Source organism: Streptococcus sp. ELY_86 (assembly GCF_058314495.1).
The window spans coordinates 139,792-166,717 of record NZ_JBZFUK010000004.1 but is presented as its reverse complement, the minus strand read 5'-3'; the positions used below and the strand labels follow the sequence as shown (position 1 = coordinate 166,717).

Annotated in this window: 19 protein-coding genes, 4 tRNA genes, 2 rRNA genes and 1 pseudogene; 5 read left to right on the top strand and 21 right to left on the bottom strand. The window is 41.4% G+C overall.

Annotated elements, in window-relative coordinates; all coding sequences use genetic code 11:
* The 20 genes from AC4HAN_RS07470 to AC4HAN_RS07375 all read right to left on the bottom strand — a co-directional run.
* Positions 1-2,903: ribosomal RNA gene (locus AC4HAN_RS07470) — 23S ribosomal RNA — on the bottom strand; the annotation flags it as partial.
* Positions 2,904-3,146: 243 nt separating this feature from the next.
* A tRNA-Ala gene (locus tag AC4HAN_RS07465) sits at positions 3,147-3,219 on the bottom strand.
* A 167-nt stretch (positions 3,220-3,386) separates the two neighbouring features.
* Positions 3,387-4,942: ribosomal RNA gene (locus AC4HAN_RS07460) — 16S ribosomal RNA — on the bottom strand.
* Between the two features lie 259 nt (positions 4,943-5,201).
* Positions 5,202-6,599, bottom strand: coding sequence for an amino acid permease (locus AC4HAN_RS07455; protein ID WP_491091954.1), 1,398 nt, complete (start codon positions 6,597-6,599; stop codon positions 5,202-5,204).
* A gap of 109 nt (positions 6,600-6,708) precedes the next feature.
* Positions 6,709-8,682, bottom strand: coding sequence for an ATP-dependent zinc metalloprotease FtsH (gene ftsH / locus AC4HAN_RS07450; protein ID WP_491091946.1), 1,974 nt, complete (start codon positions 8,680-8,682; stop codon positions 6,709-6,711).
* Between the two features lie 22 nt (positions 8,683-8,704).
* Entirely contained in the window at positions 8,705-9,247 is a 543-nt protein-coding gene (hpt, locus tag AC4HAN_RS07445; protein ID WP_491091945.1) for a hypoxanthine phosphoribosyltransferase, read from the bottom strand.
* A gap of 3 nt (positions 9,248-9,250) precedes the next feature.
* Positions 9,251-10,522: a tRNA lysidine(34) synthetase TilS gene (gene tilS / locus AC4HAN_RS07440; RefSeq protein WP_491091944.1), complete on the bottom strand. Its 1,272-nt coding sequence runs from the start codon at positions 10,520-10,522 to the stop codon at positions 9,251-9,253.
* Complete coding sequence (locus tag AC4HAN_RS07435) at positions 10,519-11,754, bottom strand: serine hydrolase (protein ID WP_491091943.1); 1,236 nt, start codon at positions 11,752-11,754, stop codon at positions 10,519-10,521. Before AC4HAN_RS07435 ends, tilS begins: the two co-directional genes overlap by 4 nt.
* Positions 11,751-11,894 (bottom strand): SP_0009 family protein, encoded by a 144-nt coding sequence (locus AC4HAN_RS07430; protein WP_491091942.1) that lies wholly within the window; start codon positions 11,892-11,894, stop codon positions 11,751-11,753. The genes AC4HAN_RS07435 and AC4HAN_RS07430 overlap by 4 nt, the downstream gene beginning before the upstream one ends.
* Positions 11,894-12,265 (bottom strand): FtsB family cell division protein, encoded by a 372-nt coding sequence (locus AC4HAN_RS07425; protein ID WP_491091941.1) that lies wholly within the window; start codon positions 12,263-12,265, stop codon positions 11,894-11,896. Before AC4HAN_RS07425 ends, AC4HAN_RS07430 begins: the two co-directional genes overlap by 1 nt.
* Entirely contained in the window at positions 12,252-12,524 is a 273-nt protein-coding gene (locus AC4HAN_RS07420) for an RNA-binding S4 domain-containing protein (protein ID WP_491091940.1), read from the bottom strand. The genes AC4HAN_RS07425 and AC4HAN_RS07420 overlap by 14 nt, the downstream gene beginning before the upstream one ends.
* A 119-nt stretch (positions 12,525-12,643) precedes the next feature.
* Positions 12,644-16,147, bottom strand: coding sequence for a transcription-repair coupling factor (mfd, locus tag AC4HAN_RS07415; protein ID WP_491091939.1), 3,504 nt, complete (start codon positions 16,145-16,147; stop codon positions 12,644-12,646).
* Positions 16,140-16,709 carry an aminoacyl-tRNA hydrolase gene (gene pth / locus AC4HAN_RS07410; RefSeq protein ID WP_491091938.1) on the bottom strand — a complete coding sequence of 190 codons (570 nt, stop codon included), beginning with the start codon at positions 16,707-16,709 and terminating at the stop codon, positions 16,140-16,142. The genes mfd and pth overlap by 8 nt, the downstream gene beginning before the upstream one ends.
* 90 nt (positions 16,710-16,799) lie before the next feature.
* A complete protein-coding gene (gene ychF / locus AC4HAN_RS07405; protein WP_491091937.1) occupies positions 16,800-17,915 on the bottom strand; it encodes a redox-regulated ATPase YchF in 1,116 nt (371 codons plus the stop codon).
* Between the two features lie 142 nt (positions 17,916-18,057).
* Positions 18,058-18,249, bottom strand: a complete 192-nt coding sequence (locus AC4HAN_RS07400; RefSeq protein WP_491091936.1) for a DUF951 domain-containing protein — start codon at positions 18,247-18,249, stop codon at positions 18,058-18,060.
* Between the two features lie 13 nt (positions 18,250-18,262).
* Positions 18,263-19,141, bottom strand: a complete 879-nt coding sequence (locus tag AC4HAN_RS07395; RefSeq protein WP_491091935.1) for a diacylglycerol/lipid kinase family protein — start codon at positions 19,139-19,141, stop codon at positions 18,263-18,265.
* Positions 19,142-19,202: 61 nt separating this feature from the next.
* The gene (gene dnaN / locus AC4HAN_RS07390; RefSeq protein WP_491091934.1) at positions 19,203-20,339 is read right to left on the bottom strand and encodes a DNA polymerase III subunit beta; all 1,137 of its coding nucleotides are present in this window, start codon (positions 20,337-20,339) and stop codon (positions 19,203-19,205) included.
* 155 nt (positions 20,340-20,494) lie between these two features.
* Positions 20,495-21,847 carry a chromosomal replication initiator protein DnaA gene (gene dnaA / locus AC4HAN_RS07385; protein ID WP_491091933.1) on the bottom strand — a complete coding sequence of 451 codons (1,353 nt, stop codon included), beginning with the start codon at positions 21,845-21,847 and terminating at the stop codon, positions 20,495-20,497.
* Positions 21,848-22,047: 200 nt separating this feature from the next.
* Entirely contained in the window at positions 22,048-22,824 is a 777-nt protein-coding gene (locus AC4HAN_RS07380; protein ID WP_491091932.1) for a ParB/RepB/Spo0J family partition protein, read from the bottom strand.
* Between the two features lie 201 nt (positions 22,825-23,025).
* Positions 23,026-24,240 carry a S1C family serine protease gene (locus AC4HAN_RS07375; protein WP_491091931.1) on the bottom strand — a complete coding sequence of 405 codons (1,215 nt, stop codon included), beginning with the start codon at positions 24,238-24,240 and terminating at the stop codon, positions 23,026-23,028.
* Between the two features lie 215 nt (positions 24,241-24,455).
* Between AC4HAN_RS07375 and rlmH the strand changes: the two genes are divergently transcribed.
* The 3 genes and pseudogenes from rlmH to AC4HAN_RS07360 all read left to right on the top strand — a co-directional run bounded on the left by rlmH (position 24,456) and on the right by AC4HAN_RS07360 (position 26,337).
* Positions 24,456-24,935, top strand: coding sequence for a 23S rRNA (pseudouridine(1915)-N(3))-methyltransferase RlmH (gene rlmH / locus AC4HAN_RS07370; protein WP_491091930.1), 480 nt, complete (start codon positions 24,456-24,458; stop codon positions 24,933-24,935).
* 8 nt (positions 24,936-24,943) lie between these two features.
* Positions 24,944-25,618 (top strand): annotated as a pseudogene (locus tag AC4HAN_RS07365) (DNA alkylation repair protein).
* A 38-nt stretch (positions 25,619-25,656) separates the two neighbouring features.
* A complete protein-coding gene (locus AC4HAN_RS07360) occupies positions 25,657-26,337 on the top strand; it encodes a YoaK family protein (protein ID WP_491091929.1) in 681 nt (226 codons plus the stop codon).
* 70 nt (positions 26,338-26,407) lie between these two features.
* On the opposite strand, the gene AC4HAN_RS07355 is transcribed toward AC4HAN_RS07360, so the two are convergent.
* Positions 26,408-26,481 (bottom strand) — tRNA-Arg (locus AC4HAN_RS07355).
* Between the two features lie 174 nt (positions 26,482-26,655).
* On the opposite strand from AC4HAN_RS07355, the gene AC4HAN_RS07350 reads away from it, so the two are divergent.
* Positions 26,656-26,727 (top strand) — tRNA-Glu (locus AC4HAN_RS07350).
* A 5-nt stretch (positions 26,728-26,732) separates the two neighbouring features.
* Positions 26,733-26,806, top strand: a tRNA-Asn gene (locus AC4HAN_RS07345).
* Positions 26,807-26,926 lie beyond the last annotated feature (120 nt).

Here is a 26,926-nt window from a genome sequence, read left to right as displayed (position 1 = left end):
GGATAAGTCCTCGAGCGATTAGTATTGGTCCGCTTCATATGTCACCATACGTCCACTCCCAACCTATCTACCTGTTCTTCTCTCAGGGCTCTTACTAACTTAACGTTATGGGAAATCTCATCTTGAGGGGGGCTTCACACTTAGATGCTTTCAGCGTTTATCCCTTCCCTACATAGCTACCCAGCGATGCTCTTGGCAGAACAACTGGTACACCAGCGGTAAGTCCACTCTGGTCCTCTCGTACTAGGAGCAGATCCTCTCAAATTTCCTTCGCCCGCGACGGATAGGGACCGAACTGTCTCACGACGTTCTGAACCCAGCTCGCGTGCCGCTTTAATGGGCGAACAGCCCAACCCTTGGGACCGACTACAGCCCCAGGATGCGACGAGCCGACATCGAGGTGCCAAACCTCCCCGTCGATGTGAACTCTTGGGGGAGATAAGCCTGTTATCCCCAGGGTAGCTTTTATCCGTTGAGCGATGGCCCTTCCATACGGAACCACCGGATCACTAAGCCCGACTTTCGTCCCTGCTCGAGTTGTTACTCTCGCAGTCAAGCTCCCTTTTACCTTTACACTCTGCGATTGATTTCCAACCAATCTGAGGGAACCTTTGGGCGCCTCCGTTACGCTTTAGGAGGCGACCGCCCCAGTCAAACTGCCCGTCTGACACTGTCTCCCTAGATGTTTAACCTAGCGGGTTAGAGTAGCCATAACACAAGGGTAGTATCCCAACAGCGCCTCCAAGTAAACTGGCGTTCACTCTTCCTTGGCTCCTACCTATCCTGTACATGTGTTACAGATACGCAATATCAAACTGCAGTAAAGCTCCATGGGGTCTTTCCGTCCTGTCGCGGGTAACCTGCATCTTCACAGGTACTAAAATTTCACCGAGTCTCTCGTTGAGACAGTGCCCAAATCATTACGCCTTTCGTGCGGGTCGGAACTTACCCGACAAGGAATTTCGCTACCTTAGGACCGTTATAGTTACGGCCGCCGTTTACTGGGGCTTCAATTCATACCTTCGACTTGCGTCTAAGCACTCCTCTTAACCTTCCAGCACCGGGCAGGCGTCACCCCCTATACCTCATCTTACGATTTTGCAGAGAGCTGTGTTTTTGATAAACAGTTGCTTGGGCCTTTTCACTGCGGCTGACCTTCTGTCAGCGCCCCTTCTCCCGAAGTTACGGGGCCATTTTGCCGAGTTCCTTAACGAGAGTTCTCTCGATCACCTGAGGCTACTCGCCTCGACTACCTGTGTCGGTTTGCGGTACGGGTAGAGTATACATTATCGCTAGAAGCTTTTCTTGGCAGTGTGACATCGCTAACTTCGCTACTAAACTTCGCTCCCTATCACAGCTCAATGTTACAGATGCAAGCATTTGACTCACATCACACCTCACTGCTTAGACGTGCTCTTCCAATCGCACGCTTTAGCTAGCCTTCTGCGTCCCTCCATCACTCTATACTCTAGTACAGGAATATCAACCTGTTGCCCATCGGATACACCTGTCGGTCTCTCCTTAGGTCCCGACTAACCCAGGGCGGACGAGCCTTCCCCTGGAATCCTTAGTCTTACGGTGGATGGGATTCTCACCCATCTTGCGCTACTCATACCGGCATTCTCACTTCTATGCACTCCAGTGCTCCTTGCGGTACACCTTCTCTGCACATAGAACGCTCTCCTACCATTACCTAAAAGGTAATCCACAGCTTCGGTAAATTGTTTTAGCCCCGGTACATTTTCGGCGCAGGGTCACTCGACTAGTGAGCTATTACGCACTCTTTGAATGAATAGCTGCTTCTAAGCTAACATCCTAGTTGTCTGTGCAACCCCACATCCTTTTCCACTTAACAATTATTTGGGGACCTTAGCTGGTGGTCTGGGCTGTTTCCCTTTCGACTACGGATCTTAGCACTCGCAGTCTGACTGCCGTCTCTGACTCTTTGGCATTCGGAGTTTATCTGATATTGGTAATCCGGGATGGACCCCTCAATCAAACAGTGCTCTACCTCCAAGAGTCCCTCGCGACGACGCTAGCCCTAAAGCTATTTCGGAGAGAACCAGCTATCTCCAAGTTCGTTTGGAATTTCTCCGCTACCCACAAGTCATCCAAGCACTTTTCAACGTGCCCTGGTTCGGGCCTCCAGTGCGCTTTACCGCACCTTCACCCTGCTCATGGGTAGGTCACATGGTTTCGGGTCTACGTCCTCGTACTTAGTCGCCCTATTCAGACTCGGTTTCCCTACGGCTCCGTCTCTTCAACTTAACCTCGCACGAAAACGTAACTCGCCGGTTCATTCTACAAAAGGCACGCTCTCACCCATTAACGGGCTCGAACTTCTTGTAGGCACACGGTTTCAGGTTCTCTTTCACTCCCCTTCCGGGGTACTTTTCACCTTTCCCTCACGGTACTGGTTCACTATCGGTCACTAGGGAGTATTTAGGGTTGGGAGATGGGCCTCCCAGTTTCCGACGAGATTCCACGTGTCTCGCCGTACTCAGGATACTGCTAGGGTTACTGACTATTTCAAATACGAGGCTTTTACTCTCTTTGGCTGACCTTCCCAGATCATTCTCCTATAGTCCTTAACACCATCTTGCAGTCCTACAACCCCGAAGTGTAAACACTCCGGTTTGCCCTCCTGCCTTTTCGCTCGCCGCTACTCAGGCAATCGCTTTTGCTTTCTCTTCCTGCAGCTACTTAGATGTTTCAGTTCACTGCGTCTTCCTTCTCATAACCTTAACAGTTATGGATGACAGCCTCTAGCTGCCGGGTTCCCCCATTCGGACATCTCTGGATCAAAGCTTACGTACAGCTCCCCAAAGCATTTCGTTGTTCGTCACGTCCTTCGTCGGCTCCTAGTGCCTAGGCATCCACCGTGCGCCCTTATTAACTTAACCTTATTAAAAAACTCTTTCAATATGATCTACAGCGTTTCGGTTTCTTTTTTTGTTGCGCTATTCAATTGTCAATGAGCTATCTCTAGGATACAAAGTGACGGTTCGCTTTAGCGAAAACTTCTGTAGAAAATTAGGAATCTGACGCTGTGTGCCTGGCACACGAGGAAGATTATCTATTTTCCTAAGAAGTTAGTCACGTGTTCAACTTCACTTTTATTCAGTTTAGTAGGTTTTGTATCCCAATGGAGCCTAGCGGGATCGAACCGCTGACCTCCTGCGTGCAAAGCAGGCGCTCTCCCAGCTGAGCTAAGGCCCCTCTTCCCTCTCAAAACTAAACAAGACGTAGCCAAGTGCTTCCGTTGTAATTGTATTCGGACTAAAATCCTTGTGAAAAAGATGTCCTGCCTAAGAAATCAGGATTTCTTGTCAGACCCCTATGTTCATACGGATTTCTTAACGTTCTCATAACTTACTTTTCCTTAGAAAGGAGGTGATCCAGCCGCACCTTCCGATACGGCTACCTTGTTACGACTTCACCCCAATCATCCATCCCACCTTAGGCGGCTGGCCCCTTAAAGGTTACCTCACCGACTTCGGGTGTTACAAACTCTCGTGGTGTGACGGGCGGTGTGTACAAGGCCCGGGAACGTATTCACCGCGGCGTGCTGATCCGCGATTACTAGCGATTCCGACTTCATGGAGGCGAGTTGCAGCCTCCAATCCGAACTGAGATCGGCTTTCAGAGATTAGCTTGCCGTCACCGGCTCGCGACTCGTTGTACCGACCATTGTAGCACGTGTGTAGCCCAGGTCATAAGGGGCATGATGATTTGACGTCATCCCCACCTTCCTCCGGTTTATTACCGGCAGTCTCGCTAGAGTGCCCAACTCAATGATGGCAACTAACAATAAGGGTTGCGCTCGTTGCGGGACTTAACCCAACATCTCACGACACGAGCTGACGACAACCATGCACCACCTGTCTCCAATGTTCCGAAGAAAAACTCTATCTCTAGAGCGGTCATCGGGATGTCAAGACCTGGTAAGGTTCTTCGCGTTGCTTCGAATTAAACCACATGCTCCACCGCTTGTGCGGGCCCCCGTCAATTCCTTTGAGTTTCAACCTTGCGGTCGTACTCCCCAGGCGGAGTGCTTAATGCGTTAGCTCCGGCACTAAGCCCCGGAAAGGGCCTAACACCTAGCACTCAGCGTTTACGGCGTGGACTACCAGGGTATCTAATCCTGTTCGCTACCCACGCTTTCGAGCCTCAGCGTCAGTCACAGACCAGAGAGCCGCTTTCGCCACCGGTGTTCCTCCATATATCTACGCATTTCACCGCTACACATGGAATTCCACTCTCCCCTTCTGCACTCAAGTCCTACAGTTTCAAAAGCACACAATGGTTGAGCCACTGCCTTTTACTTCTGACTTATAAAACCGCCTGCGCTCGCTTTACGCCCAATAAATCCGGACAACGCTCGGGACCTACGTATTACCGCGGCTGCTGGCACGTAGTTAGCCGTCCCTTTCTGGTCAGTTACCGTCACTATGTGAACTTTCCACTCTCACATACGTTCGTCTCTGACAACAGAGCTTTACGATCCGAAAACCTTCTTCACTCACGCGGCGTTGCTCGGTCAGGGTTCCCCCCATTGCCGAAGATTCCCTACTGCTGCCTCCCGTAGGAGTCTGGGCCGTGTCTCAGTCCCAGTGTGGCCGTTCACCCTCTCAGGTCGGCTATGTATCGTCGCCTAGGTAGGCCTTTACCCTACCTACTAGCTAATACAACGCAGGTCCATCTCTTAGTGATACTTTTGTATCTTTTAAATCTCTAACAGGCGTTAGTCATTCTTATGCGGTATTAGCTATCGTTTCCAATAGTTGTCCCCCGCTAAAAGACAGGTTACCTACGCGTTACTCACCCGTTCGCGACTCACGATTAATGTGGAGCAAGCTCCGGTATCAATCGTGCGTTCCACTTGCATGTATTAGGCACGCCGCCAGCGTTCGTCCTGAGCCAGGATCAAACTCTCATTGCTTCTTAAGTTTGAGCGCTTAACTCACTTTGTGTCATCGCTGACTTATTGTTCTTGACAGGTTACGTCTTCCGTAACCCGCACTTGGTTCGTCTTGTTCAGTTTTCAAAGGGCTCTGACCTGCTGTCTCCTAACGAGACAACTACTATATTCTATCAGCTCTTCCCCCCTTTGTCAACTCCTTTTCCTTACTTTTTTTCAACTAAATATTATTTATGAAAAAAAGAAAGACATTTTTGAAAAACGCCAAAATGTCTTCCTATTAATTCATTGAAATCGTTGAATGTTTATAGCCATAAGTGAAGTAAATCAAAACACCAATCACTGTGCTGACACCAAATGCAATCCAGGTAATTGTCATATACTGGCTCATCAGCGCTAAGCATATAATTATCGAAACAATCGGCAGTACGGGGATAAAAGGTGTTTTAAACTCTCCATCCTTAGGCTCCCCTTGGTCTTTTCTTAGTTTAATGATAGCAACTGCCAGCATAATAAGGTAGGCGAGTGTACAAATATTTAAAAACTCTGCAATACTGGAAAGAGGAAATACTCCTGCACAAATCATAGAAGCAAATCCGACCAGAAGCGTTGCATTCTTAGGAACTTTACTGTGTTTAGTAACAACACTGAGTTTTTGAGGGAGCAGACCATCACGGCTGATGCTGTAAACCGTTCTTGCCAAAGCATAGGTCATTGAGATACAAACAGTTATCAGTGTTAAAATAGCAATAATGGAGATGTAGTCAGCTGCCCAATTTAAACCTGTCTGGCGAAGTGCAAAAGCAACTGCATCCGCTACATTTAATTTAGAATAGTGAACAATTCCTGTCAGTACCAAAGTAACACCGGCATAAAGAATAGTTACAATAGTTAAGGAAACTATGATGCCCTTAGGAATTGTTTTTTGCGGTTCATGGACTTCATCGACAGCCATTGAAATAGATTCAAATCCTAAAAAGGCAAAAAACATCAGAGAAGCACCGGCCATTATTCCTGTCTGGCCGCCGTAAATTTGACCAAAGCCAAAGGGAGAAAAGTTAGACCAATTTTCAGGTTTAAGGTGAAAGATTCCTACAATGATGAAGAGCGCCAAAGCTGAAAACTTCATAACAACAAGACTGCTGTTAAAGCGCAGAGCAATTTTAGAATTCAAAAGAACAATTCCCGTAACCAAAAGAACTACTAAAACCGGCAGTAAATCAATATAATTGCCCTTGCTGGGATTAAAAGTACCGTTTAAAGCTGCCGGCAGCTTTATCTCATAGCTCAATAGCAACCCTTTGAGGTAACTTCCCCAACCAGAAGCAACACTGGATACTGCAGTCAGAAATTCCATGATGATATACCAGCCGGCCAGCCAAGCAGGAAATTCCCCTAAAGTAGCATACAAATAACTGTATGCTCCTCCGTTTGCCGGAATTCTTGAGGCGAATTCTGCATAAAAAAGAGCCGAAATGCCAACCGCTACTGCTGCAATAATAATTGAAATAACCAAAGCCGGACCTGCGTATTTCGCAGCACCAATACCAGTAACCGTAAAGATTCCTGTTCCTACCATTGACCCTAAACCAAGGAAAATCAAGTCCACTACTTTGAGATGGCGCTTCATTTCTGTCTTGTCTAACTTTGTATTTTTCTTTCTGAAAATAGTCATCATTTCTCCTAATCGTTTTAACAACCATATTAGTTTATCATAGTAGGCGGTCCTTGTAAATTTAAACGGACAAAAAAATTCCTATTAAATAGTAATAGGAATTTTTTAAATATTAATCAGCCTTATCTTCAGTCATTTTTTCCTTGATTTCATCATAAGAAAGGGCATGAGCTTCTTCTGAATCATCTTCTGATTTCTCAGGAATCTTACCTGTTTCGTAAATAGACTTGATTTGTGCTGCATCAAGTGTTTCGTACTTAAGCAAGGCTTCAGCAATCAATTTATGTGTTTCGCGATTGCCATTAATGATATCAGCTGCTTTATTGCGAGCGTCATTAAGGAGATCACGAACTTCTTCATCAATAAGAAGGGCTGTCTGAGCTGAATAGGTCTTTTCAGGCGCAAACTGACCCGGCATCATTGAATGGTTGCCTTCATATTGAACAGGACCGAGTTTTTCACTCATACCATATTCTGTTACCATGGCACGAGCTAATTGTGTTGCCTGCTCAAAGTCGTTGGAAGCACCAGTCGTTTGGGCATTAAAGATAATTTCCTCAGCAACACGGCCTCCCATAAGTCCAGCCAGCTGTTCTTTCAAGTCATCTTTAGATAGGAGATTTTGATCTTCCTTCGGCAGCGCAATCATGTAGCCGCCGGCGCGGCCGCGCGGAACAATTGTAACTTTATGCACAACACGCGCATTTGATAAAACCAGTCCTACAATCGTATGTCCGGCTTCATGGTAAGCAACCATCTGTCGCTCATGTTCAGAAATAGTTTTATCCTTCTTAGAAGGACCGGCAATAACGCGATCTTCTGCTTCATCAATATCGCTGGCATCGATCGTTTTCTTATTGCGGCGTGCTGCAACAAGAGCAGCTTCATTTAAAACATTTTCTAAGTCTGCGCCGACAAATCCCGGTGTTTGCTGAGCAATAACCTTTAGGTCAACATCCTTAGCCAGAGGTTTGTTTTTGGAATGAACACGAAGGATAGCTTCACGGCCCTTAACATCTGGCCGGCCGACAAGAACCTTGCGGTCAAAACGTCCGGGACGCAGAAGGGCGGGATCCAGAACATCGCTGCGGTTGGTTGCAGCAATAACGATAATGTTTTCGTTTCCTTCAAAACCATCCATCTCAATCAGCAGTTGGTTGAGGGTTTGTTCACGCTCATCGTTTCCGCCGCCCATTCCAGCTCCGCGGCGACGTCCGACAGCATCAATTTCATCAATAAAGATGATGGCACGCTCAGCCTTTTTAGCATCCTCAAAGAGGGAGCGAACACGGCTAGCACCGACACCGACAAACATTTCAACAAAGTCCGAACCTGAAATACTGAAGAAAGGAACACCGGCTTCACCGGCAACAGCTTTGGCAAGGAGAGTTTTACCGGTTCCCGGAGGGCCTTCAAGAAGAACACCTGCCGGAATACGGGCTCCCAAGGCTTTATAGCGTTTTGGTTCCTTTAAGAAATCAACAACTTCGATCAGTTCTTGCTTTTCTTCCTCTGCTCCGGCGACATCTGAAAAACGCACCTTGACATCACTCTTAGAAGATGAACGAGCTTTGTTCTTACCAAAGCTCATGGCACCGCGAGCGCCGCCCCCGCTTTGATTCATCATCATAGTGAAGAAGAAAATCATAATGATAATTGGCAGGAAGCTTATCAGGAAAGAAATCCAAGCACCGCTTGAGCTTTCTTGTTTAACAGAAATTTTTGTTCCGTGACCTTCTGCTAATTTTTCAATTTTATCAATAGAAGTACTGTTAGGCAGAACAATGGATGTAAACTTCTTAACTTTTGCAGTAGCACCGTTAAAGAAGGCTAGCTCATTATTTGCTTTTATTTCTTTAGCTTTTTCATACTCACCTGTTACTTGGAGAATGCTGCCGTTGGGCTGATAGGTAATTGACTTTATATCGCCTGATTTGACATGCTTAACAAGGGTCGTGTAACTGATTTTTTCACTCTGTGAGCCTGTCCCTCTAAAAAAATACTGAAAACCAGTTACAATAGCCAAAATCAGTATAATGTAAACAAAGGAGTTTCTCACAAATCCATTATTTCGATTATTTTTCATGTATTAATTAACAACCTTTTTCTTATTTTGAATAAACTTCTTCTTTCAAGACTCCTACGTAAGGAAGATTACGATAATTTTCAGCGTAATCCAAACCAAAACCGACGATAAATTCATTGGGAACATCGTAGCAGACATAATCAGCATCAATGTCAACAACACGGCCTTCCGGCTTATCAAACAATGTTGCAATTTTAACAGAGTTTGCCTGGCGATACTTGAACATGTCACGCAAATATTTTAAAGTACGGCCGGTATCGATAATATCTTCAATAAAGACAACATCACGGCCTTCAATATTGGTATCAACATCTTTTAATATCTTAACTTCACCGCTGCTTGTGGTGCCGCCATAATAACTTGATACAACCATGAAATCAATTTCAACCTGAGTATCAATATGTTTCATTAACTCAGCCATAAAAGGAACAGAACCTTTTAAAACACCGACTAAAAGAGGATTTTTTCCTGCATAGTCCTTGGTTAACTGAACACCTAACTCTTTGGTTTTAGCGATAATTTCCTCTTCAGAATAGAGGACCTTTTTAATATCTTGTTCGAGCATTTCTCACCAGTTTCTATTTTGAATATACAGTCTGCCTTTCATTATATCATCTTTAAAATCTTTTCTCAAATAAGTAACATCATCTAAAAGAACAAAAATGATTTCGCCGTCTTGCTCAGCAACAACTGCTTCCGAGCGTTTGGCACGAGGAATTTTCTCATCAATGAACAGGCGCCGCAATTTTTTGGAATAAGAGCCCAGCTGAATTTTATCCCCTGGCTTGCGTTTTCTGATTACAACAGGAGAGTCGGTCTTTAAAGGAATCCCTTCTTTAGAACCTGACTCTCTCTGAAAAGAAAAAGTGTACTGACCATATTTGACCATACCGCCATATTCTAGCACTCTTTCCTCGTCATCTCCATCCGTCTTGAGACCTATTTTGTTAATTTCAAAGGTTTTAGCATCTTTTTTTAAGTAATAACCATTTTTCAAATAATGATGATAGCTGCTCTTTCTTCTAAGGATATGCAGGAGGTTGTTAAACTGTGCCTTACTTATATTTAAATCAGGAAATTTTTCGAGGTAATCCTGCAGCAGAAAATACTGAACTGGTTCACTTTGTTTTTGAAAAACCTGACAGTCCTGAGGGTCTAAATGTTCACTTAAATCACTAAAAGCCTGAAAGAGTTTCTCTGTTTCTGCACCCAAATCAATTAAATGCCGGGCCAGCTGAGGATTTTCCTGCTTTAAAGCCGGCATATAGGTATTTCTGATTCTGTTTCTTAAATAGCGGTCTTCATTGTTTGAACTGTCGTCAAAATGAAAGATATCCGGTAAATCTTTTTTAAAAAAGGTTAAAAAAGGGCGAATCAGCTGACCGCCGGCAAAAGGCTGAACTTCCTTTATACCAGTTAAATACCGCAGACGCGACCCTCTCAGTAAACGCAAGAAAACCGTTTCAGCCTGATCGTCAGCATGATGAGCCGTTACAAGCCCTGTATAGCCATCTCTAAGCATAACCTGCTTAAAAAACGCATAACGAAAATCACGCGCTTTTTTTTCAGAAAATTCTCCTTTATAAGTGTCGCTGTAAAAAGGAAGGGCTTCTTTTTCAGCCCAATTTTTAAGATAGGCCTCCTCTTCATCAGACTGCAGCCGCTGCTTATGATTCACATGTGCTATGGCTATTTCTATATTTAACTGCTTTTGATAAGCATGCAAAAAGTGCAGCAGATTCATAGAATCTACTCCACCTGATACAGCTATTAAAACTTTGTCATGCCTGTCAAAAAATTTTTTTTGACGAACGTATTTGAAAATCTTGTCGTAGGTCATTTTAAGATACCATATACATCATCAGCAATTGCTGAGATATTATTATAGGATGCTTTATCTGTAAAAATAGATAAAACAAAGGGTTCACCGGCATAAATAACAGCTACATCATGCTTATAGTCATAAGCATCCCCGATTTTATGAGCGACAGGAACGGCAATATCACGGGAAATACGATTGCTGTCAAACTCAGTTGTTTTTAAGTAATTTAAGGCTGAGCCGCGCTGATTGTAAAGAGCTTCCATAACATTTGCTGCTGTTCTTGATGACACTTTTCGATTGTCCATATTCCACTGGGATTCAGCAGCTCTTTCAATCGTTTCTTGGTAAGCTCTGTCATATTTATGGGCAACATAATAACCTAGAATATTGCTGGCAACGTTATCTGAATGCTGAGTTACCGCTTTTAATAAAGCATCTACTGTATAAGCCTTATTATCAGCTTTTTTAGGCATTTTACCGCTGCCTTCTGTCTTATAGGCTCCCTTAAATTCATTGACTCGTTTGGTATAAGTCAGCTTATCCGTTAATTTTACCTTCCCGTCTTTAATTTGTTTTTCAACAAAATATAAAATAGGGAGCTTGGCCACACTGGCAGAGTACATTGCTTTGTCTTCGTTAATTCCGGCTGTTTTTTGCGTATCCAACTGCTTAACATAGATGGAATAATTAGCTTTATTATATTTGCGGTTCAGCAGAGCCTGAACTTTTTCCATACGATTGTCCTCGGGCTCTAAATCGTTTTTATCAATCCAGCCTTGACCGTCAGCTTTTAAATAGATTCCATGTCTGGTGACAGCTGTTTTGGAAACATGCACTTTATGATAGCCTGTAAGTTTTGTTTTGACTTTTTTGACGCCTGTCACATAAGGACTTTGATAGATAGTGAAGCTTTTTTTGAGCCAATAATTTTTGGAAAAATAATCCTGCCGAAGAACAATATCGGCATAGACACTATCCTGACTGGCCTTTATAAAGCGGCCGTCTGACAGCTTAAAGACCGGTGTCTCGACATTTTCTGTAATCAGGGCTTTGATTTTCAAAGCAGAATTCGGTTTAATCTTTTGAGCTTTTCCTGTCAGATCAGTTTTTGGATAACTGGAAACAGCACGATAAACATTAGGATTTTCCGGAATGCCGGTAAAGAATTCTCCGGGTTCTTTTTCCGTACTGATTGCCAAAATAGGAGCAGAAAAAACAAACATTAACATGACGGCTAATAGTTTTTTCATTTTGCTCCTCCTACTTTATTTTGATTCTTCGGCTTATTAGACGGCTCTTCCTTTAAAGCCTGATTTTTGTGAGCCAATTCTTCCAGTTTGTCATCAGAATAAGCTAAAAATTTTTCAACTGTTTCAATTAAATGTTCCATTATTTCGGTAATAAACTTGGTGCAGGGTAAATATTTTCTCCATCGATGGAATAATAATATTTAGCGCGTGCATATTTTTCAACATAACTGTCATCTTTCAGACGCCGGGCAAATTTTTGTTCAGCCTCTGTTCTTTCATTTAGCTGCTCTTGCTGTTTTTGCAGTTTAACAATCTGCTCTTTTTTCTCCTGTAAATTCATATAACTGGCAACAAGATTATAGGCCGGTAAAATAAACAGCAAAATGATAAAGACCAGTATCCAGCCGATGAAGCGATGGCGCCGCCTCATCTCTTCTTCTTCATAACGCTTTTTGCTGTTTTCATCATTAATGTATTTATTATTAAGCTGAACAATGTTAGGCTTCTCCATCTGGTTCAATCCTCGACTCACTTATGATTTCATACATATTGGCAGCATCGTCTTTTTTGGTGCTGTCTTTCATTTCTAAAACACGAACTGTCAGCAATTTGTTGCCAAAGCGTATTTCAATAGTATCATTAATTTTTAAATCTGTTGAACTTTTAGCCAAAATGCCGTTGACTTTGATACGTCCTTTATCAGCAACTTCCTTGGCTACCGGGCGGCGTTTGATAATACGGGATACTTTCAAATACTTATCTAATCTCACCTAATCACCTCAAATCTATTTTTTTATTCTATCATTTTTCTTTTTAAAAAGATAGGAAGAGCTTGGCCGTGGGCCTGTATTTTTCAGTTACAGGTCATTAAAAATCTGTTAATAATAACTTACTGACTGGTTTTTCTCATTTTAATCTCATCTAAGCCAGCTCCAAATTGGAGCAGCTCTTCTAAAATTTCGTAATCTTTCTTTGCTTTTACATTAAAAATAATCTTAATTTTTCCTTGATCTTCACTGATTTGCGCTTTGAGATTGGTCTTGGATAGAGCTTCAAAATAGTCTTGAGTCAGATAAAATTTCTGAGAGGCTTTTTCAAAGACAACATGGATACTGTCATTTTTCTTCTCCGCCAGCGCTACAAATGCTTTATCCATATAGGACTTGACAAGGCCGATTTCCAGCAGATAAGCGACCTGATCCGGATAGTCGCCAAAACGATCGATCAATTCCTCTTGAAGTTCTTGGTAATCGTCACGGCTGTCAATTTCGCGGATTCTCTTATAAATTTCTATTTTTTGCCGTTCATCGGTAATATAACTGTCCGGCAGGTAGGCATCTATTTGCAGATTGATTTCAGCATTGCCTTTGGAACGTGTCTGTGATTTTCCTAATTTTGTTGCAATCGCTTCTTCTAAGAGCTGTGAATACATTTCAAAACCAACAGAGTCAATAAAGCCGCTTTGCGATGATCCCAAAAGATTTCCGGCACCGCGGATAGACAAATCCCGCATAGCGATTTTAAAACCTGAACCAAGTTCTGTAAATCCCTTAATAGCTTCCAAACGTTTTTCTGAAACCTCGGTTAATATTTTATCAGGATGGTACATCAAATAAGCATAGGCGATACGGCTGCTTCGGCCAACACGACCCCGAAGCTGATACAAAGTTGACAGTCCCATATGGTCTGCATTTTCAATAAAAAGTGTATTAACATTTGAAATATCAACACCCGTCTCAATGATCGTCGTTGTCACTAAAATATCATAATCACCGTTGATAAAATCCATCAAGGTATTTTCAAGCTGAATTTCACTCATTTGTCCATGAACAAAACCAATGCTGGCTTCCGGAACTAATTCCTGAAGCTCTGAGACTTTCCTGTCAATCGTGTCAACCTTATTGTAAACATAGAAAACCTGACCGCCCCGATCGATTTCACGGATAATGGCCTCACGAATAACTCCCTGATTATTTTCCATAACATAAGTTTGAACAGGATAGCGGTTAGTCGGCGGTGTTTCAATCACTGATAAATCCCGTATGCCCAGCATAGACATGTGCAGGGTTCGCGGAATTGGTGTAGCTGTCAAGGTTAAAACATCAATCTTTGTTTTGAGTTTTTTCAGCGTTTCCTTGTGCTTAACCCCGAACCGCTGCTCTTCATCAATGACAAGAAAACCTAAATCTTTAAAGATAACATCTTTAGAAAGCAGCCGATGGGTACCGATGATAATATCAATCTGACCTTTTGCCAATTTTCTCAGCGTTTCCTGCTGTTCTGCTTTTGTCTTAAAGCGGCTCATGACATCAATAATAACCGGAAAATTTTCAAAACGCTCTTTGAAATTAGTATAATGCTGCTGAGCCAGAACTGTTGTTGGCACTAAAACCGCTACCTGCTTGCCATCATTAACGGCTTTAAAAGCTGCCCGCATGGCAACTTCTGTTTTCCCAAAACCAACATCACCTACGAGCAGGCGATCCATGGGCTGCTCTTTTTCCATGTCTTTCTTGACTTCCTGAATAGATCTTAGCTGATCTTCCGTCTCAATGTAGGAAAAGTGATTATCAAAGGCTTCTTGACTGTCATCATCCGCAGAAAAAGCAAACCCTTTTAGCTGACTGCGTTCAGCGTACAGTTTCAAAAGGTCATCAGCAATATCTTCAACCTGCCGTGATACCTTTTGCTTAGCTCTCTGAAAGCGGCCGTCATTCAGTTTGTTAATCTTTGGTTCTTTTCCATCACTGGCGACATATTTGGAAAGCATTTCTATTTGTTCGACCGGAATAGAAATACGATCAGAATTTTGATATTGGATGGTTAAATAATCCCGGTGAACACCTGAAACCTCAATGGTCTCAATGCCTAAGAAACGGCCAATCCCATGGACATTGTGGACAACATAGTCACCTTTTTCCAGCTCATTGTAATCTTTCAGGCGCTCTGCATTGCTGACAGCAGTTCGGCGAATTTTACGTTTAACCTTTTTATGAAAAATCTCGCGCTCAGTGATAAGAGCAATTTTTTCATCAGCAAAATAAAAACCGCTAGACAGATTTCCGATAACCAGCTGTGCTTGATTTTCAAGGAGCTCGTCAGGTTTACTAATTGGTAAGGTTAAATGATACTCTTGTAAAGTTTCTTGTAAACGTTCTTGACTAAGCTGTGAATCTGTCTGCAGAAGAACTGTTGCGCCCGATTTCTGATAACGCTCGATTTCACTGACTAATAAAGGAAACTGATTAAAGAATTCCTGCATAGGATACTGTGTAAAGTTGTAAACAGCGTCAAACTTTAGATTTCCTAATCCCTTGTGAAAACTCGAAAAGAAGGTAGCTGGTTGGTATTGCCGCAAATATCTGTAAGTATCAGCGAAATAAGACAGACTTGACACTGCTTTACTGTTTTGTAAATCTTCTGTCAAAAGAGCAGCCGCATCTAAATCAAAACGGCTGTTACGATCTAGAATCTTTTGAAAATCATCAAAGAATATTGGCGTTTGCTGAGGCAGGTAATCCAGCAGCGTCCATTCTTTTTGGTAGAAAAAGGACAAAAATTTTCTAATATCCTGATGCCGATGACGATCTTTGGTAACTGCTAAAACTTCTTTCAAATAAGATTTCAAATTCTCACTGGCAGTAATGGGAACTTTTTCCAACTGACGACAAGCATGCTCAAAGTCACTTTCAGTAAGTACAATATCATCAGACGGTGTCAAAGTGAAAGAATCAATGTTAGCAAGCGATTTTTGGCTGTCAACATCAAAAGTACGAATACCATCTATTTCATCACCAAAAAATTCTAGGCGGTAGGGAAACTCCTGCTCAACTTCGTAGACATCTAAAATATCTCCCCTTTTGCTGAACTCTCCCGGATTATAAACCTGAGACACCCTCTCATAGCCAATGTTTGACAGCTGCTTTACAAGATTGTCAAGGCCATATTCTTCGCCAACAGTTAGTTTTAATCTGGCTGCTTGATAGTTTTTGGGATTGGGCAATAAGATTCTAGTTCCTGCAATACTGGTAACCAGAATGCCTCCTTTTTGCTGATCCAAAAGAAAATTCAGGCTCTTTACACGAGAATTTGTCTTGTCCTGCGAAGCAAAAATAAATTCAGCTGCCGGTGCATCATCAGCAAAAAAGCGATAGACTTTTTCATCACCAATGAGAGCTGACAAATCATCTGCTAATTTTTCAGCTTCATTTTGAGTTGAAGTAACAACCAATAGTTTACCCTTTTGACTGCTGTCAGCAGCGGCTATTGCTAAAGCCTTGCTGGTATTAGACAGCCCCATTAGTAATTGTCTGCTGGAATCAGATAACAGTTCAGTCCACTTTTTGATATTAGTATTTTGTTTAAATAAATCTATTATGTTCATTTTATCCATTGAATTTTTGCATTGTCATATTGAAATCTTTGGTTTGTAAATAATACTTTACAGCCTCGTCAACCTTGTCAAGTGTCTTTAAAATGGTTATGCGGTCATCTTTATCAAACTTTCCAAGAACATGCTGAATGACAGTCATGCCAGTCTTAGGACGGCCAATTCCAATCTTAACACGATCAAATTCCTGTGTTCCAAGCTCCTTAATAATACTTTTAATACCATTATGACCCCCAGCAGAGCCCTTTTGCCGAAAGCGGATTTTCCCTACTTCCATATCCAGATCATCGTAAATAACAATCAGATCATCCGGAGCTAGATTATAATAAGCTAAAAAGGCTCTGACAGCCAGTCCGCTGGCATTCATAAAAGTTGTTGGCTTGATAAAATAAATCTTCTCACCATCCATAAACGTGCTGGCTGCTTCTGCTTTGAAAACTTTATTTTCTGTAAAGTTAATATTTAAAGAGTTGACAATACTGTCAACTGCCATAAAGCCAACATTATGTTTTGTATCCTTGTACTTGCTTCCCGGATTTCCTAATCCAACAATTAATTTTGTCATTTTTTCCTCTCAAAGACCAAAAGGGAGCTGGGAAAATTTCCCAACTCTTTTTAGGTTATACGCCATTTTTAGACATTTTCTCACGTGCTTTTACACATTAAACCGAAATTCCATGATGTCGCCATCCTGAACAAGGTAATCTTTTCCTTCTTCACGCAGGCGGCCAGCTTCCTTAACAGCCTTTTCAGATCCATAGTGAATTAAATCATCATAAGACATCGTTACGGCACGGATAAAGCCCTTTTCAAAGTCCGAGTGAATAATTCCTGCTGCCTGAGGTGCTTTGATGCCACGTTTGAAAGTCCAGGCACGCACTTCTTTTTCTCCGGCAGTAAAATAAGTTCCAAGCCCCAAGAGATGGTAAGCAGCCCGTGTCAGCTTATCAATGCCTGACTCTTCCAATCCCATCGCCTCAAGAAACTCTTGTTTGTCATCATCATCAAGCTCTGAAATTTCTTCTTCGGCACGCGCTGAAATAACAACAACTTCTGCATTTTCAGTTGCAGCAAAATCACGAATCTGTTTAACATAGTCAATACTGTCCGGATCTGCTACCTTATCTTCATCCACATTAGCCACGTAAAGTACCGGTTTTGTTGTCAGTAAAAACAGACCCTTGACAATTTTTTGTTCGTCTTCTGTAAAGTCGATCGTTCTGGCAGATTTGCCATCCTCAAGAACCGGTTTGATTTTTTCAAGAACATGAAACTCAGCGACAGAATCCTTATCTTTTTGTGTTCTTGCAATCTTTTCAACACGCGCATAACGTTTGTTAACTGATTCCAGATCAGCCAGGATCAATTCTAAATTAATCGTTTCAATATCTGCAATGGGGTCAACAAAATCAGACTCACGGCCTTGCTCACGCATGACATTTTCATCATCAAAAGCACGCACAACATGGACAATGGCATCTACTTCACGGATATTGGCTAAGAATTTATTGCCCAAGCCCTCTCCTTTCGAAGCGCCTTTAACAATACCCGCAATATCGGTGAATTCAAAAGTTGTCGGAACTGTTTTTTTAGGTTTTATCAACTCTGTCAGTTTTTGGAGACGTGCATCCGGCACTTCAACCATGCCGACATTTGGATCAATAGTGGCAAAAGGATAGTTGGCAGCCTCTGCTCCTGCCTTAGTGATTGCATTAAAAAGGGTTGATTTACCGACATTAGGCAAACCAACGATACCTGCTGTTAAAGCCATATTTTATTCTCCGTTACATTTATTAAGTCCACACCATTATATCATAAAAAAACCTGCCATAAACAAGCTTTTTATCTTACGAAATAAAAACAAGTAAAAGATACACAGCAATCAGAAAAGACAAAACTAAGTTTTTCTGTGATTACAAGACTTTTTTTATTTTTCGTTCAAAATCATGCCGGCTCATCATGACAACATGGTCACAATTGGTACAGCGAATCTTAATATCTGCTCCCAAGCGCATGACTTCCCAGCGATTAGCCTTTTTGCCTGTTGACTTAATCGTGCAGGCATGAGGTTTTTTCATTTCAACAAAACTTCCTAAATCATACATTTTATTTTCCCTTTCAACGATATATTTTTCTCTCTTGGCATGTGAAGGTCTCACTGGAAAATTCAGCCAGTTCACCGTCAATCTGAGCAGCTGTCGGTTTATAGCAGTCCAAGGTTAATGCCGTGTAAGACTCATGTTTTAAACGAGCACTTTTTTTATGTTTTTTCAGGACTAAAGCCAGCAGTCCTTGGATATTTTGAAAGACCGTTCCTTTCTTCAGATAAACCAATTCAAGCTGCTGCCTTTTGGCGGAAGCCTCCGGCCAAGTCATAATGCCGCCTCCAAAATAAGCAGTATTGGCCACAACAAACAAAAACAAATCAGATAGCTTTTGGGAACGCCCTTTAGCATCCGTAAGTGTTAAGGAAACGCTGTCGCGGCTGAAAGCAGAGCGAATGCCAAACAATAAATAGGTCAGCTTTCCCAAATAAAGCTGGTTTAGACGTCTTTTCAAAGATGAGTTTTGCGAATAAGAGATGACACGCGCATCAAAACCAAAACCCAGACTGTTTAAAATCAAATAGTCATCCGATCGAAAGACAAAAATCGTTTCTGTCCTGCGCTTTTGCAGTGCCTCCATAACTCTTTTCGGGCTCGCCGGCAAACTGCGGCAAAAATCATTGCCCGAACCCGAAGGCAGATAGGCAAAAGGGATTTCTTTTGGCAAGGCAAAAAGAACTTTTGACAGCGTACCGTCTCCGCCGACAATCAAGAGCTGGTCTTGATCAGATTGGTAATCAGCCAGAATTTTAGTTAATTGGTTAATCTCATCGCCAGCACACTGCGTCAGATAAATCGCTGCCCTAAACTGTGGATAATTTTTTTGAATTGTTTTTGCTTTTTTTAAGCCGCTTTTATCTCCTGCATTAGGATTTACCAGAATATAAAGCATAAAATCATTATATCATATTGCTAAAAAATAACGCCTATAGCAGGCGTTATTTAGCGTTATTTTAGTTTGTTCGTACCGGTGTAATCAGCTGAATAAAGTTTTCACTGTCATCGCCCGGTGTCAAAGTAAACGGACGGATCGGTGAAATAAAGCGAATCGTTACAGTTTCGCTCTTAAGCGCTTTAAGCGCTTCAATCAGATAGGTTGGGTTAAAGCTAATGGTTAAATCACTGCCGGAAATCTTTTCAGTATCCAATTCTTCATTAACTTTACCAACTTCAGGAGAGTTAACATGGGCAGTTACTTGATTGTTGGCAATTTCTAATTTTACCGTACCGTTTTGGGTTGCATTGGAAATAAGATGAGCTCGTTCCATGGCGTAGCGCAGCGAATTAGTATTAAAGACAACCTCAGTTTCAAAGTTATTCGCCAATAAACGGTCAGTATCCGGATAATTACCTTCTAAAAGGCGCGTGTAAAAGCTGATGGTTTCGCTTCTGAAGAGAATTTGACTGCTGGAGAAGAAAACTTCTACCGATTCCACATCTTCTGTGAAAACAGCTGAAAACTCACGCAAAGAACGGCTGGGGATAACAACATCGAAATCATCTGTTGAATTGTCCAAAGTCAGTTTGCGCTGACTCATGCGGTGAGAATCGGTAGCAACTGCTTTAAATTCTTTATGATCCGTTAAAACGAGATGGACACCTGTTAAAATCGGACGGCTTTCTTGTGTGCTGGCAGCAAATGCTGTTTCTGAGATAATGGTTTTCAACAGCTTTGTATCCAAAATCAAAGGATTATTGGTGATAACTTCCTGCAGACGCGGGTATTGTTCAACATCTTTTCCTTTTAGAGTGATTTCTGATTTACCGCTGTTTAAAACCACCTGATGCTGTTCGATTTCTTCAAAATCTAAGGTGACATCCGGTAAACTTGAAACAATATTAATAAAGAAATTAGCCTCAAGCAGGATTGACCCTGGAGAAGTAATTAACAGCCCTGCATTTTCATCATCAGCTGAAATAGTATTTTCAATAGAAATTTGTCCGTTAGAACCTGTTAAAACAATTGATTGGGAATGAACTTCAATTTTTAAACTGGAAAGAATAGGGATAGCATTTTTAGAACTGATAGCTCGTTTAGTGGCATTTAAAGCTTGCAAGAAGAAGGCTTTATTGATTGAGAATTTTATCATGGAATACTCCTTTATTTTATAAGTATTAAGTTAGTGGTAGTAGTAGGTCTTGTGTATAGTGCGGATAAGTATCAGAATTTGAGGTACTGTCTGGCTTAAGAGTTGTTCACAAGCTGTGGATAAAAAGTTACTTTTACGAGACTTATGCACAGAGCCTATTTTATTTTATTTTTGATGGTTTCTAATTCAATTTTCAGACTGTCATCTTGAGCCAGCATATTTTTTATTTTATTATAAGCATGCAGCACAGTTGAATGGTCCCGTCCTCCAAACTCTTTTCCGATTTTTGGAAGGCTGTTGTCAGTCATTTCACGCGCCAAATACATGCCGACCTGACGTGCCAGAACAATATTTTGCGTCCGTTTGGTTGATTTAATTTCTTTGACTGTTACGCCGTAGAATTTTCCGACCTGCTTTTGGATTTCTTCAATAGGAATAACAATCATCTTAGGACTGCTGTCTTGCTTTCTGGCTCTGATTGCTTCTGCTGCTACCTCGACGGTTATCACGTCAAGATTTCTGTAATTGGCTACCAGACTGATGTCTTTTAAAGCCCCTTCCAAATCCCGAACATTGGAGTCAAACTGTCCTGCCAGATATTCAATTGTTTCTGATTGGAAACTGTAATTGTATTCTTGAATTTTATTGTTCAAAATGGCGACACGTGTTTCAAAATCAGGCGGTGTAATGTTGACCGTCAGTCCCCATTTAAAGCGTGTAACCAAGCGCTGCTCCAAGTCATTGAGATCATCCGGCGTTCGATCGCTGGTTAGAACAATTTGTTTATTATTGTCGTGAAGAGCATTAAAGGTATTGAAAAATTCTTCTTGTGTGGCAGCCAAACTTTTCTTGGCCAAAGATTGGATATCATCAATCAGCAGCAAATCTAAGTTGCGAAATTTCTGCTTAAGCTCATCCATATTTTGCAGCCTGATGTGGACAACAAATTCGTTTATGAAGTTTTCAGCAGAGATATACTTGATTCGGGCCTTAGGATTATTAGCCAAGACAGCATTGCCAATGGCATTTAGCAGGTGGGTCTTACCTAAACCGGGTCCTCCGTAAATAAAAAGAGGATTGTAGGTTGTTCCCGGAAGGTCTGCCACAGAAACAGAAGCTGTAAAGGCCCAGCGGTTTTCATCACCAATTACAAAATTATCAAAACTGTATTTTGGATTAAGATCGTTTTGCACAATTGGCAGAGGCTGGGCGGACGGTCCGGATACCGCAGTTTGGAAATGTGTGTCCGACTGCAGCTCTTCCTCTTCAGAAACATAGTCAATGGAGATTTCAGTGTTGAAAACTTCAAAACCGGCTGTCAGCACAACAGGCTGCAAATTTTTTTCCCAGAACAGCTTTTTCATATCGTCAAGCACAATGGTTGCGGTACTTCCTTCAACTTTTTGCAGTTTAGCATCTGAAACAAAAAAATCAAACGTTGCTTGTTTTAATTGACTTTGTGCAAGTTCTAAGATCCTATTCCAAAAAATTTCTTCATTTTTTGTCATAGTGTGCTCCTATCAAGATTTGTAATAAGAAAATTTTACCACAAAAAGCAAAAGTTTTCCACAGCTGCAAATGAAAAATCCACATAGTGGACAAAAGTTTTCCACAACTTGTGGATAAAGAGATAAAAACTGTTAATTCAGCTATCTGAGCTAGTTTTAGCTGTGGAAAAAAGTGCCAGAAAAAAATGAAAATAAACAGGCTAAAAAAACCTGTTTATTATTCTGTTGAATTCTTCCTCAGAAGAAAAGGAAATTTTCAGCTGCCCCTGATGCTGTTTACTGTAGGAAATAGAAACAGGGAGGCCCAGAAGCTGACTGATTTCCTTTTCCTTTTCTGCAATAAAAATATCTTTTGCTGGTTTTTTCTTTTTTTCTTTCTTTGACAGGTTTTTCAAAGCTTTTTCAAGCTGACGGACACTTAACTGCTGATCAAGGATGCTGCGGAACCACTTATCCTGCAGCTCCTGTTTATCGATGCTTAACAGCAGACGCGCGTGCCCTTGAGAAATTACCCCTTTTTCAAGAGCCTGTTTGATATCAGACGGCAGATTTAAAAGTCTGATGCTGTTGGTAATATAGGGCCGGGATTTTCCAATTGCCTTGGCGATATCGTCATGGGTCATCTGACTTTTACTGATGAGATTTTGATACGCCTTAGCTTCTTCAATCGGATTAAGATCAGAGCGCTGTAAATTTTCAATAATGGCCTGCTTCATACTGTCTTTATCGGAAATATCTTTGACAATGACAGGAATTTTATTCAAACCAGCCAGTTTAACGGCTTTTAGCCGCCGCTCCCCTGCAATCAAATCATAGCCGAAAATATCTGATTTTCGGACAATTACAGGCTGAATCAGACCGTTTTCTTTGATGGACTGCGCCAGTTCTTCCAGTTCTTTGGTCTTAAAGCGGAGCCGTGGCTGATAAGGATTGGGATTAATATCTTTAGGATCAAGGTATTTTAATTCTTCAGGCATAACTAACTCCATAAAAAAGGGAAGGACAAAATGTGCCTAAGTTCAAAAAAGCAGCTTTTTTGCCCATCCCAGATACAGTTGAAACATATCTTTAGCAGTGAAGATTTATTGTCAAAAGCGGCAACATTTAATCAAAAGGCTTCACAGTCAGTCTTTTAAGTCAGTTTTAGCAGCATTTGCTGCTTGGTGGGATTTGTGCGATTAATTATTTAAATCCTGACTTGTCTTTGTCAGCTGAATATCAACTGTCTTTTTATCTTTGCCGCGGTAGAAGGTAATCTTAATAGTATCACCTTTTTTATGCTTGTAAAGAGTACTTTGAAGATCGCTGATGGAAGCTACTTTTTTGCCGTCAATTTCTGTGATAACATCGTATTTTCTCAGTTTACCGTCAGCCGGCATGCCATTTTGAGTTGAAAGAACAACGATACCGCTGGTAATGTTACTTGGAAGTTTTAGGGACTCTCTGCCGCTGGTAGATGCTTCGCTCAGATTAGCCATTGAAATACCGAGAGCCGGTCTGATAACTTCACCATTTTCTTCTAATTGGTTAATGATGGAAACCACATCGTTTGATGGAATGGCAAAGCCCATTCCTTCAACAGAAACACCGCTGCTTGAATTGCTGCTGGATGCAATTTTACTTGAACTGATACCGATGACCTGCCCTTTGATATTGATCAAAGCTCCGCCGGAATTACCCGGGTTAATAGCTGCATCGGTTTGGATAGCATTGGTTGAGATGGTTTCGCCGTTTTCATTTTGTGTGGTTACTGTTCGGCTGAGGCTGGAGACAATGCCTTCTGTTACCGAATTAGCATAGTCGCTTCCCAGAGGACTGCCGATGGCAATAGCAGGTTCACCGACCTTAATCTTATCTGAATTTGCAAATTTTGCAACAGTGCTGACTTCTTTAGAGGAGATTTTCACAACCGCTAAATCAGAATAGGTATCGGAGCCGACTAATTTCCCGACGACTTTTTTTCCGTTAGCCAGCATGATTTCAAGCTTTTCAGCATCTTTTACGACGTGATTGTTGGTTATCAGGTAGGCTGTATCACCGTCTTTTTTATAGATAACGCCTGATCCCTCACCGTAGACATTTAAACCATCTTCGGATTGATTTTCGTCCTGTGAGTCACCGTAATTATTGTAGTAGCTGGTATCCGTGTCTATTTTTTGGTAATTGATGACCGAAACAATAGCATTTTTAACATCTTTGACAGCTTCAGTGGTGTCAGACTTGGTGTTATAGACGACATTGCTGACAGTTGTTTTTCCGCCGTCAGAAATGGACTTGCTGCCTGATACCCAGTAAAAGACCACTGTTGAGATAATCCCTAAAATAAAACTTAAAAAAATAAGCAGAAAAGGGATAAACCATCTTAGGAAGGTATGGGGTTTTGCATTATTCACTTTTAGGACCTCCGAATTTTCAATAATTAGTCTGGAACAGTCTAAGAAATTTGACTTAATTATACCTTAAAACACTAAAAAAAGAAAGAATCCACAAGTTGTGGAAAACCTTCTGAAAATGTTGACTGGTATTTGCAAATAAGTGTTTTTCAGAAAAGCAGTTTATTTTAAAAACTGTGGATAAGTCTGCTGAAAAAGGTGTTATAATAGAAAATATGAAAGTAAAAATAATAGCAATCGGTAAAATTAAAGAAAAGTATTTAAAAGACGGTATTGCTGAATACAGCAAGCGTTTAAGCCGTTTTACTAAGTTTGAAATACTAGAGCTGCCGGATGAAAAAACACCTGACAATGCCAGTCAGGCGCAGAATCAGCAGATTCTTGAAAAAGAAGGTCAGCGGCTTATGTCTAAAATTTCCAATCGGGATTTTGTCATTGCTTTGGCCATTGAAGGCAAACAGTTCTCATCTGAAGCTTTCAGCAAGGTTTTGTCTGATGCAAAAGTAAAAGGTTACTCCAACCTTACCTTTATTATTGGAGGAAGTCTCGGGCTTTCTAAGGAAATAAAAAACAGAGCTGATCTGCTTGTTAGCTTTGGTCTTATGACCCTGCCTCATCAGCTCATGCGTTTAATACTAACTGAGCAGATTTACCGAGCGTTTATGATTCAGGAAGGAAGTCCTTATCACAAATAGGAGACATGATGACTTATTCTGAAATGTTTAAATTGTTTGAAGAGAATTCTGATTCAGAAAAAGCTGCAAAAATGGCTAACTATCAGAAAGACCATTTTGCATTTTATGGGATTCCAACGCCTTTGCGGCGCCAATTGTCTAAAACATTTTTGAAAGAGAAATCTTTAGAAGAGGCTGTTGACTGGAAATTTGTTTTTACAATGTGGCAGGAAGACTGCCGTGAATGCCAGTATCTAGCCTGTAATTATCTGCAGATGGCAAAAATCAGATCAAAATTGATTCTGTCTGATCTAAATAAAATAAAAAAGCTCGCTGTCAGCAAATCATGGTGGGATTCTGTGGATAATTTGGATGAAGTTGCCGGAGCTATTGTTAAAAATGATTCTCAAGCTAAAGAAATTATGTTAGAGTAGTCTTTAGCCGATAACTTTTGGCTGCGGAGAGTGGTTATTGATCATCAGCTGACTTTTAAAAAAGCTACTGACGAAAATCTTTTGGCAGCTATCATTGAAAATAATCTGTCGGGTTCTGCCTTTGCTAAAGAATTTTTTATCAACAAGGCTATCGGCTGGGCCTTGCGGGAATATTCAAAAACCAATCCTATTTGGGTTCATCAGTTTATTGAACAACACAAGGAACAAAAGAACCGTTTATCTGTCCGAGAAGCCAGTAAATATCTGTAAGAGCGTTTCACGTGAAACAAAGGGAGAAAGTTTGAAAAATGACAAAAAATTATCAAAATTTTGAAGGATTGAGAGTGGCAATGCTGTTAACTTTTGTCAGCGGCTTTATTGATGCTTATACTTTTATCACTCAAGAAGGGCGCTTTGCCAGCATGCAAACGGGAAATTTGCTGTATATGACAATCAATCTTGCAGAAGGGCATTTAAAAGAAGCCGTTAGTTTTTTGATTCCCATCATCTTTTTTGTTTTAGGTCAGTTTTTCTATTATTTTCTTAGAAAATGGGTGACGCCTAAAGATGTCGGTTGGCATAAGCTAAGCACTTATGTGATGCTGTTTTTGCTGGCAGCAATAGCTGTTGTGAGTCCTTTTTTGCCTTCTATTTTTACGATTGCCGGTTTGGCATTTTTTGCTTCCATTCAGCTGGCAACTTTTAAGCGGGTCAGAGGTTATACTTACACCAATACGATGATGACAGGAAATATAAAAAACGCCGCCTATCTTTTTCTTAAAGGAAGTGTCGAAAAAGATAAGCAGATACTAAGACAGTCGATTTATATCATTACGGTTATTGTTACTTTCATGGCAGGTGTTTTGCTGTCTACTGTTATGTGCCGCTACTTGACTGAAAACAGTCTTTACGTCTTGCTTTTGCCTATGTTGGTACTGGTGTATTTCTTAAATATAGAAAGAAAAGAAAAAGACCTCAAGGACTTATGAAGCTGCTTTTGACGGCTAACGTTAAAATACAGCAATAAGAAAAGGATCGGTAGTTGCCCGATCCTGTTTTTGATCCCAGCAGGATTCGAACCTGCGACCGTTCGCTTAGAAGGCGAATGCTCTATCCAGCTGAGCTATGAGACCTCATAACCTCATTATTTTACCAAAAGTTATAGGCTGCTGTCAATCTTTACAAGCATAAGTCTTGTTAGTTTGTCCTGAGTTTTTTTCTGGCAGCATGGAGGGAATATTCTTATAATTTTTTTGAAAAAAAGCTAGACAAATAAAAGATATTTGTTATAATAATAAGAGTGTTATGGTCCGTTGGTCAAGGGGTTAAGACACCGCCTTTTCACGGCGGTAACACGGGTTCGAATCCCGTACGGACTATCCATTCCGGCATAGCTCAGTTGGTAGTAGCGCATGACTGTTAATCATGATGTCGTAGGTTCGAGTCCTACTGCCGGAGTGATAAGACACTAATCCTGCAATTTGTGCAGGGTTTTTTATTTGATGAGCTTCAGTCTGTTTTGCGGTTTTTGGTACAAAGCAAATAAACCAGCTGAAGTCAGAATGTGTGTGACTTGCG

What these genes read in the sequence shown, in the direction of transcription:
- AC4HAN_RS07455 (WP_491091954.1), bottom strand. Translation starts at nt 6,599, where the DNA reads ATGATGACTATTTTCAGAAAGAAAAATACAAAGTTAGACAAGACAGAA.
- hpt (WP_491091945.1), bottom strand. Translation starts at nt 9,247, where the DNA reads ATGCTCGAACAAGATATTAAAAAGGTCCTCTATTCTGAAGAGGAAATT.
- rlmH (WP_491091930.1), top strand. Translation starts at nt 24,456, where the DNA reads ATGAAAGTAAAAATAATAGCAATCGGTAAAATTAAAGAAAAGTATTTA.
- tilS (WP_491091944.1), bottom strand. Translation starts at nt 10,522, where the DNA reads ATGACCTACGACAAGATTTTCAAATACGTTCGTCAAAAAAAATTTTTT.
- AC4HAN_RS07430 (WP_491091942.1), bottom strand. Translation starts at nt 11,894, where the DNA reads ATGGAACATTTAATTGAAACAGTTGAAAAATTTTTAGCTTATTCTGAT.
- AC4HAN_RS07380 (WP_491091932.1), bottom strand. Translation starts at nt 22,824, where the DNA reads ATGCCTGAAGAATTAAAATACCTTGATCCTAAAGATATTAATCCCAAT.
- AC4HAN_RS07360 (WP_491091929.1), top strand. Translation starts at nt 25,657, where the DNA reads ATGACAAAAAATTATCAAAATTTTGAAGGATTGAGAGTGGCAATGCTG.
- dnaA (WP_491091933.1), bottom strand. Translation starts at nt 21,847, where the DNA reads ATGACAAAAAATGAAGAAATTTTTTGGAATAGGATCTTAGAACTTGCA.
- mfd (WP_491091939.1), bottom strand. Translation starts at nt 16,147, where the DNA reads ATGGATAAAATGAACATAATAGATTTATTTAAACAAAATACTAATATC.
- pth (WP_491091938.1), bottom strand. Translation starts at nt 16,709, where the DNA reads ATGACAAAATTAATTGTTGGATTAGGAAATCCGGGAAGCAAGTACAAG.
- AC4HAN_RS07400 (WP_491091936.1), bottom strand. Translation starts at nt 18,249, where the DNA reads ATGTATGATTTAGGAAGTTTTGTTGAAATGAAAAAACCTCATGCCTGC.
- ychF (WP_491091937.1), bottom strand. Translation starts at nt 17,915, where the DNA reads ATGGCTTTAACAGCAGGTATCGTTGGTTTGCCTAATGTCGGTAAATCA.
- ftsH (WP_491091946.1), bottom strand. Translation starts at nt 8,682, where the DNA reads ATGAAAAATAATCGAAATAATGGATTTGTGAGAAACTCCTTTGTTTAC.
- dnaN (WP_491091934.1), bottom strand. Translation starts at nt 20,339, where the DNA reads ATGATAAAATTCTCAATCAATAAAGCCTTCTTCTTGCAAGCTTTAAAT.
- AC4HAN_RS07395 (WP_491091935.1), bottom strand. Translation starts at nt 19,141, where the DNA reads ATGCTTTATATTCTGGTAAATCCTAATGCAGGAGATAAAAGCGGCTTA.
- AC4HAN_RS07425 (WP_491091941.1), bottom strand. Translation starts at nt 12,265, where the DNA reads ATGGAGAAGCCTAACATTGTTCAGCTTAATAATAAATACATTAATGAT.
- AC4HAN_RS07435 (WP_491091943.1), bottom strand. Translation starts at nt 11,754, where the DNA reads ATGAAAAAACTATTAGCCGTCATGTTAATGTTTGTTTTTTCTGCTCCT.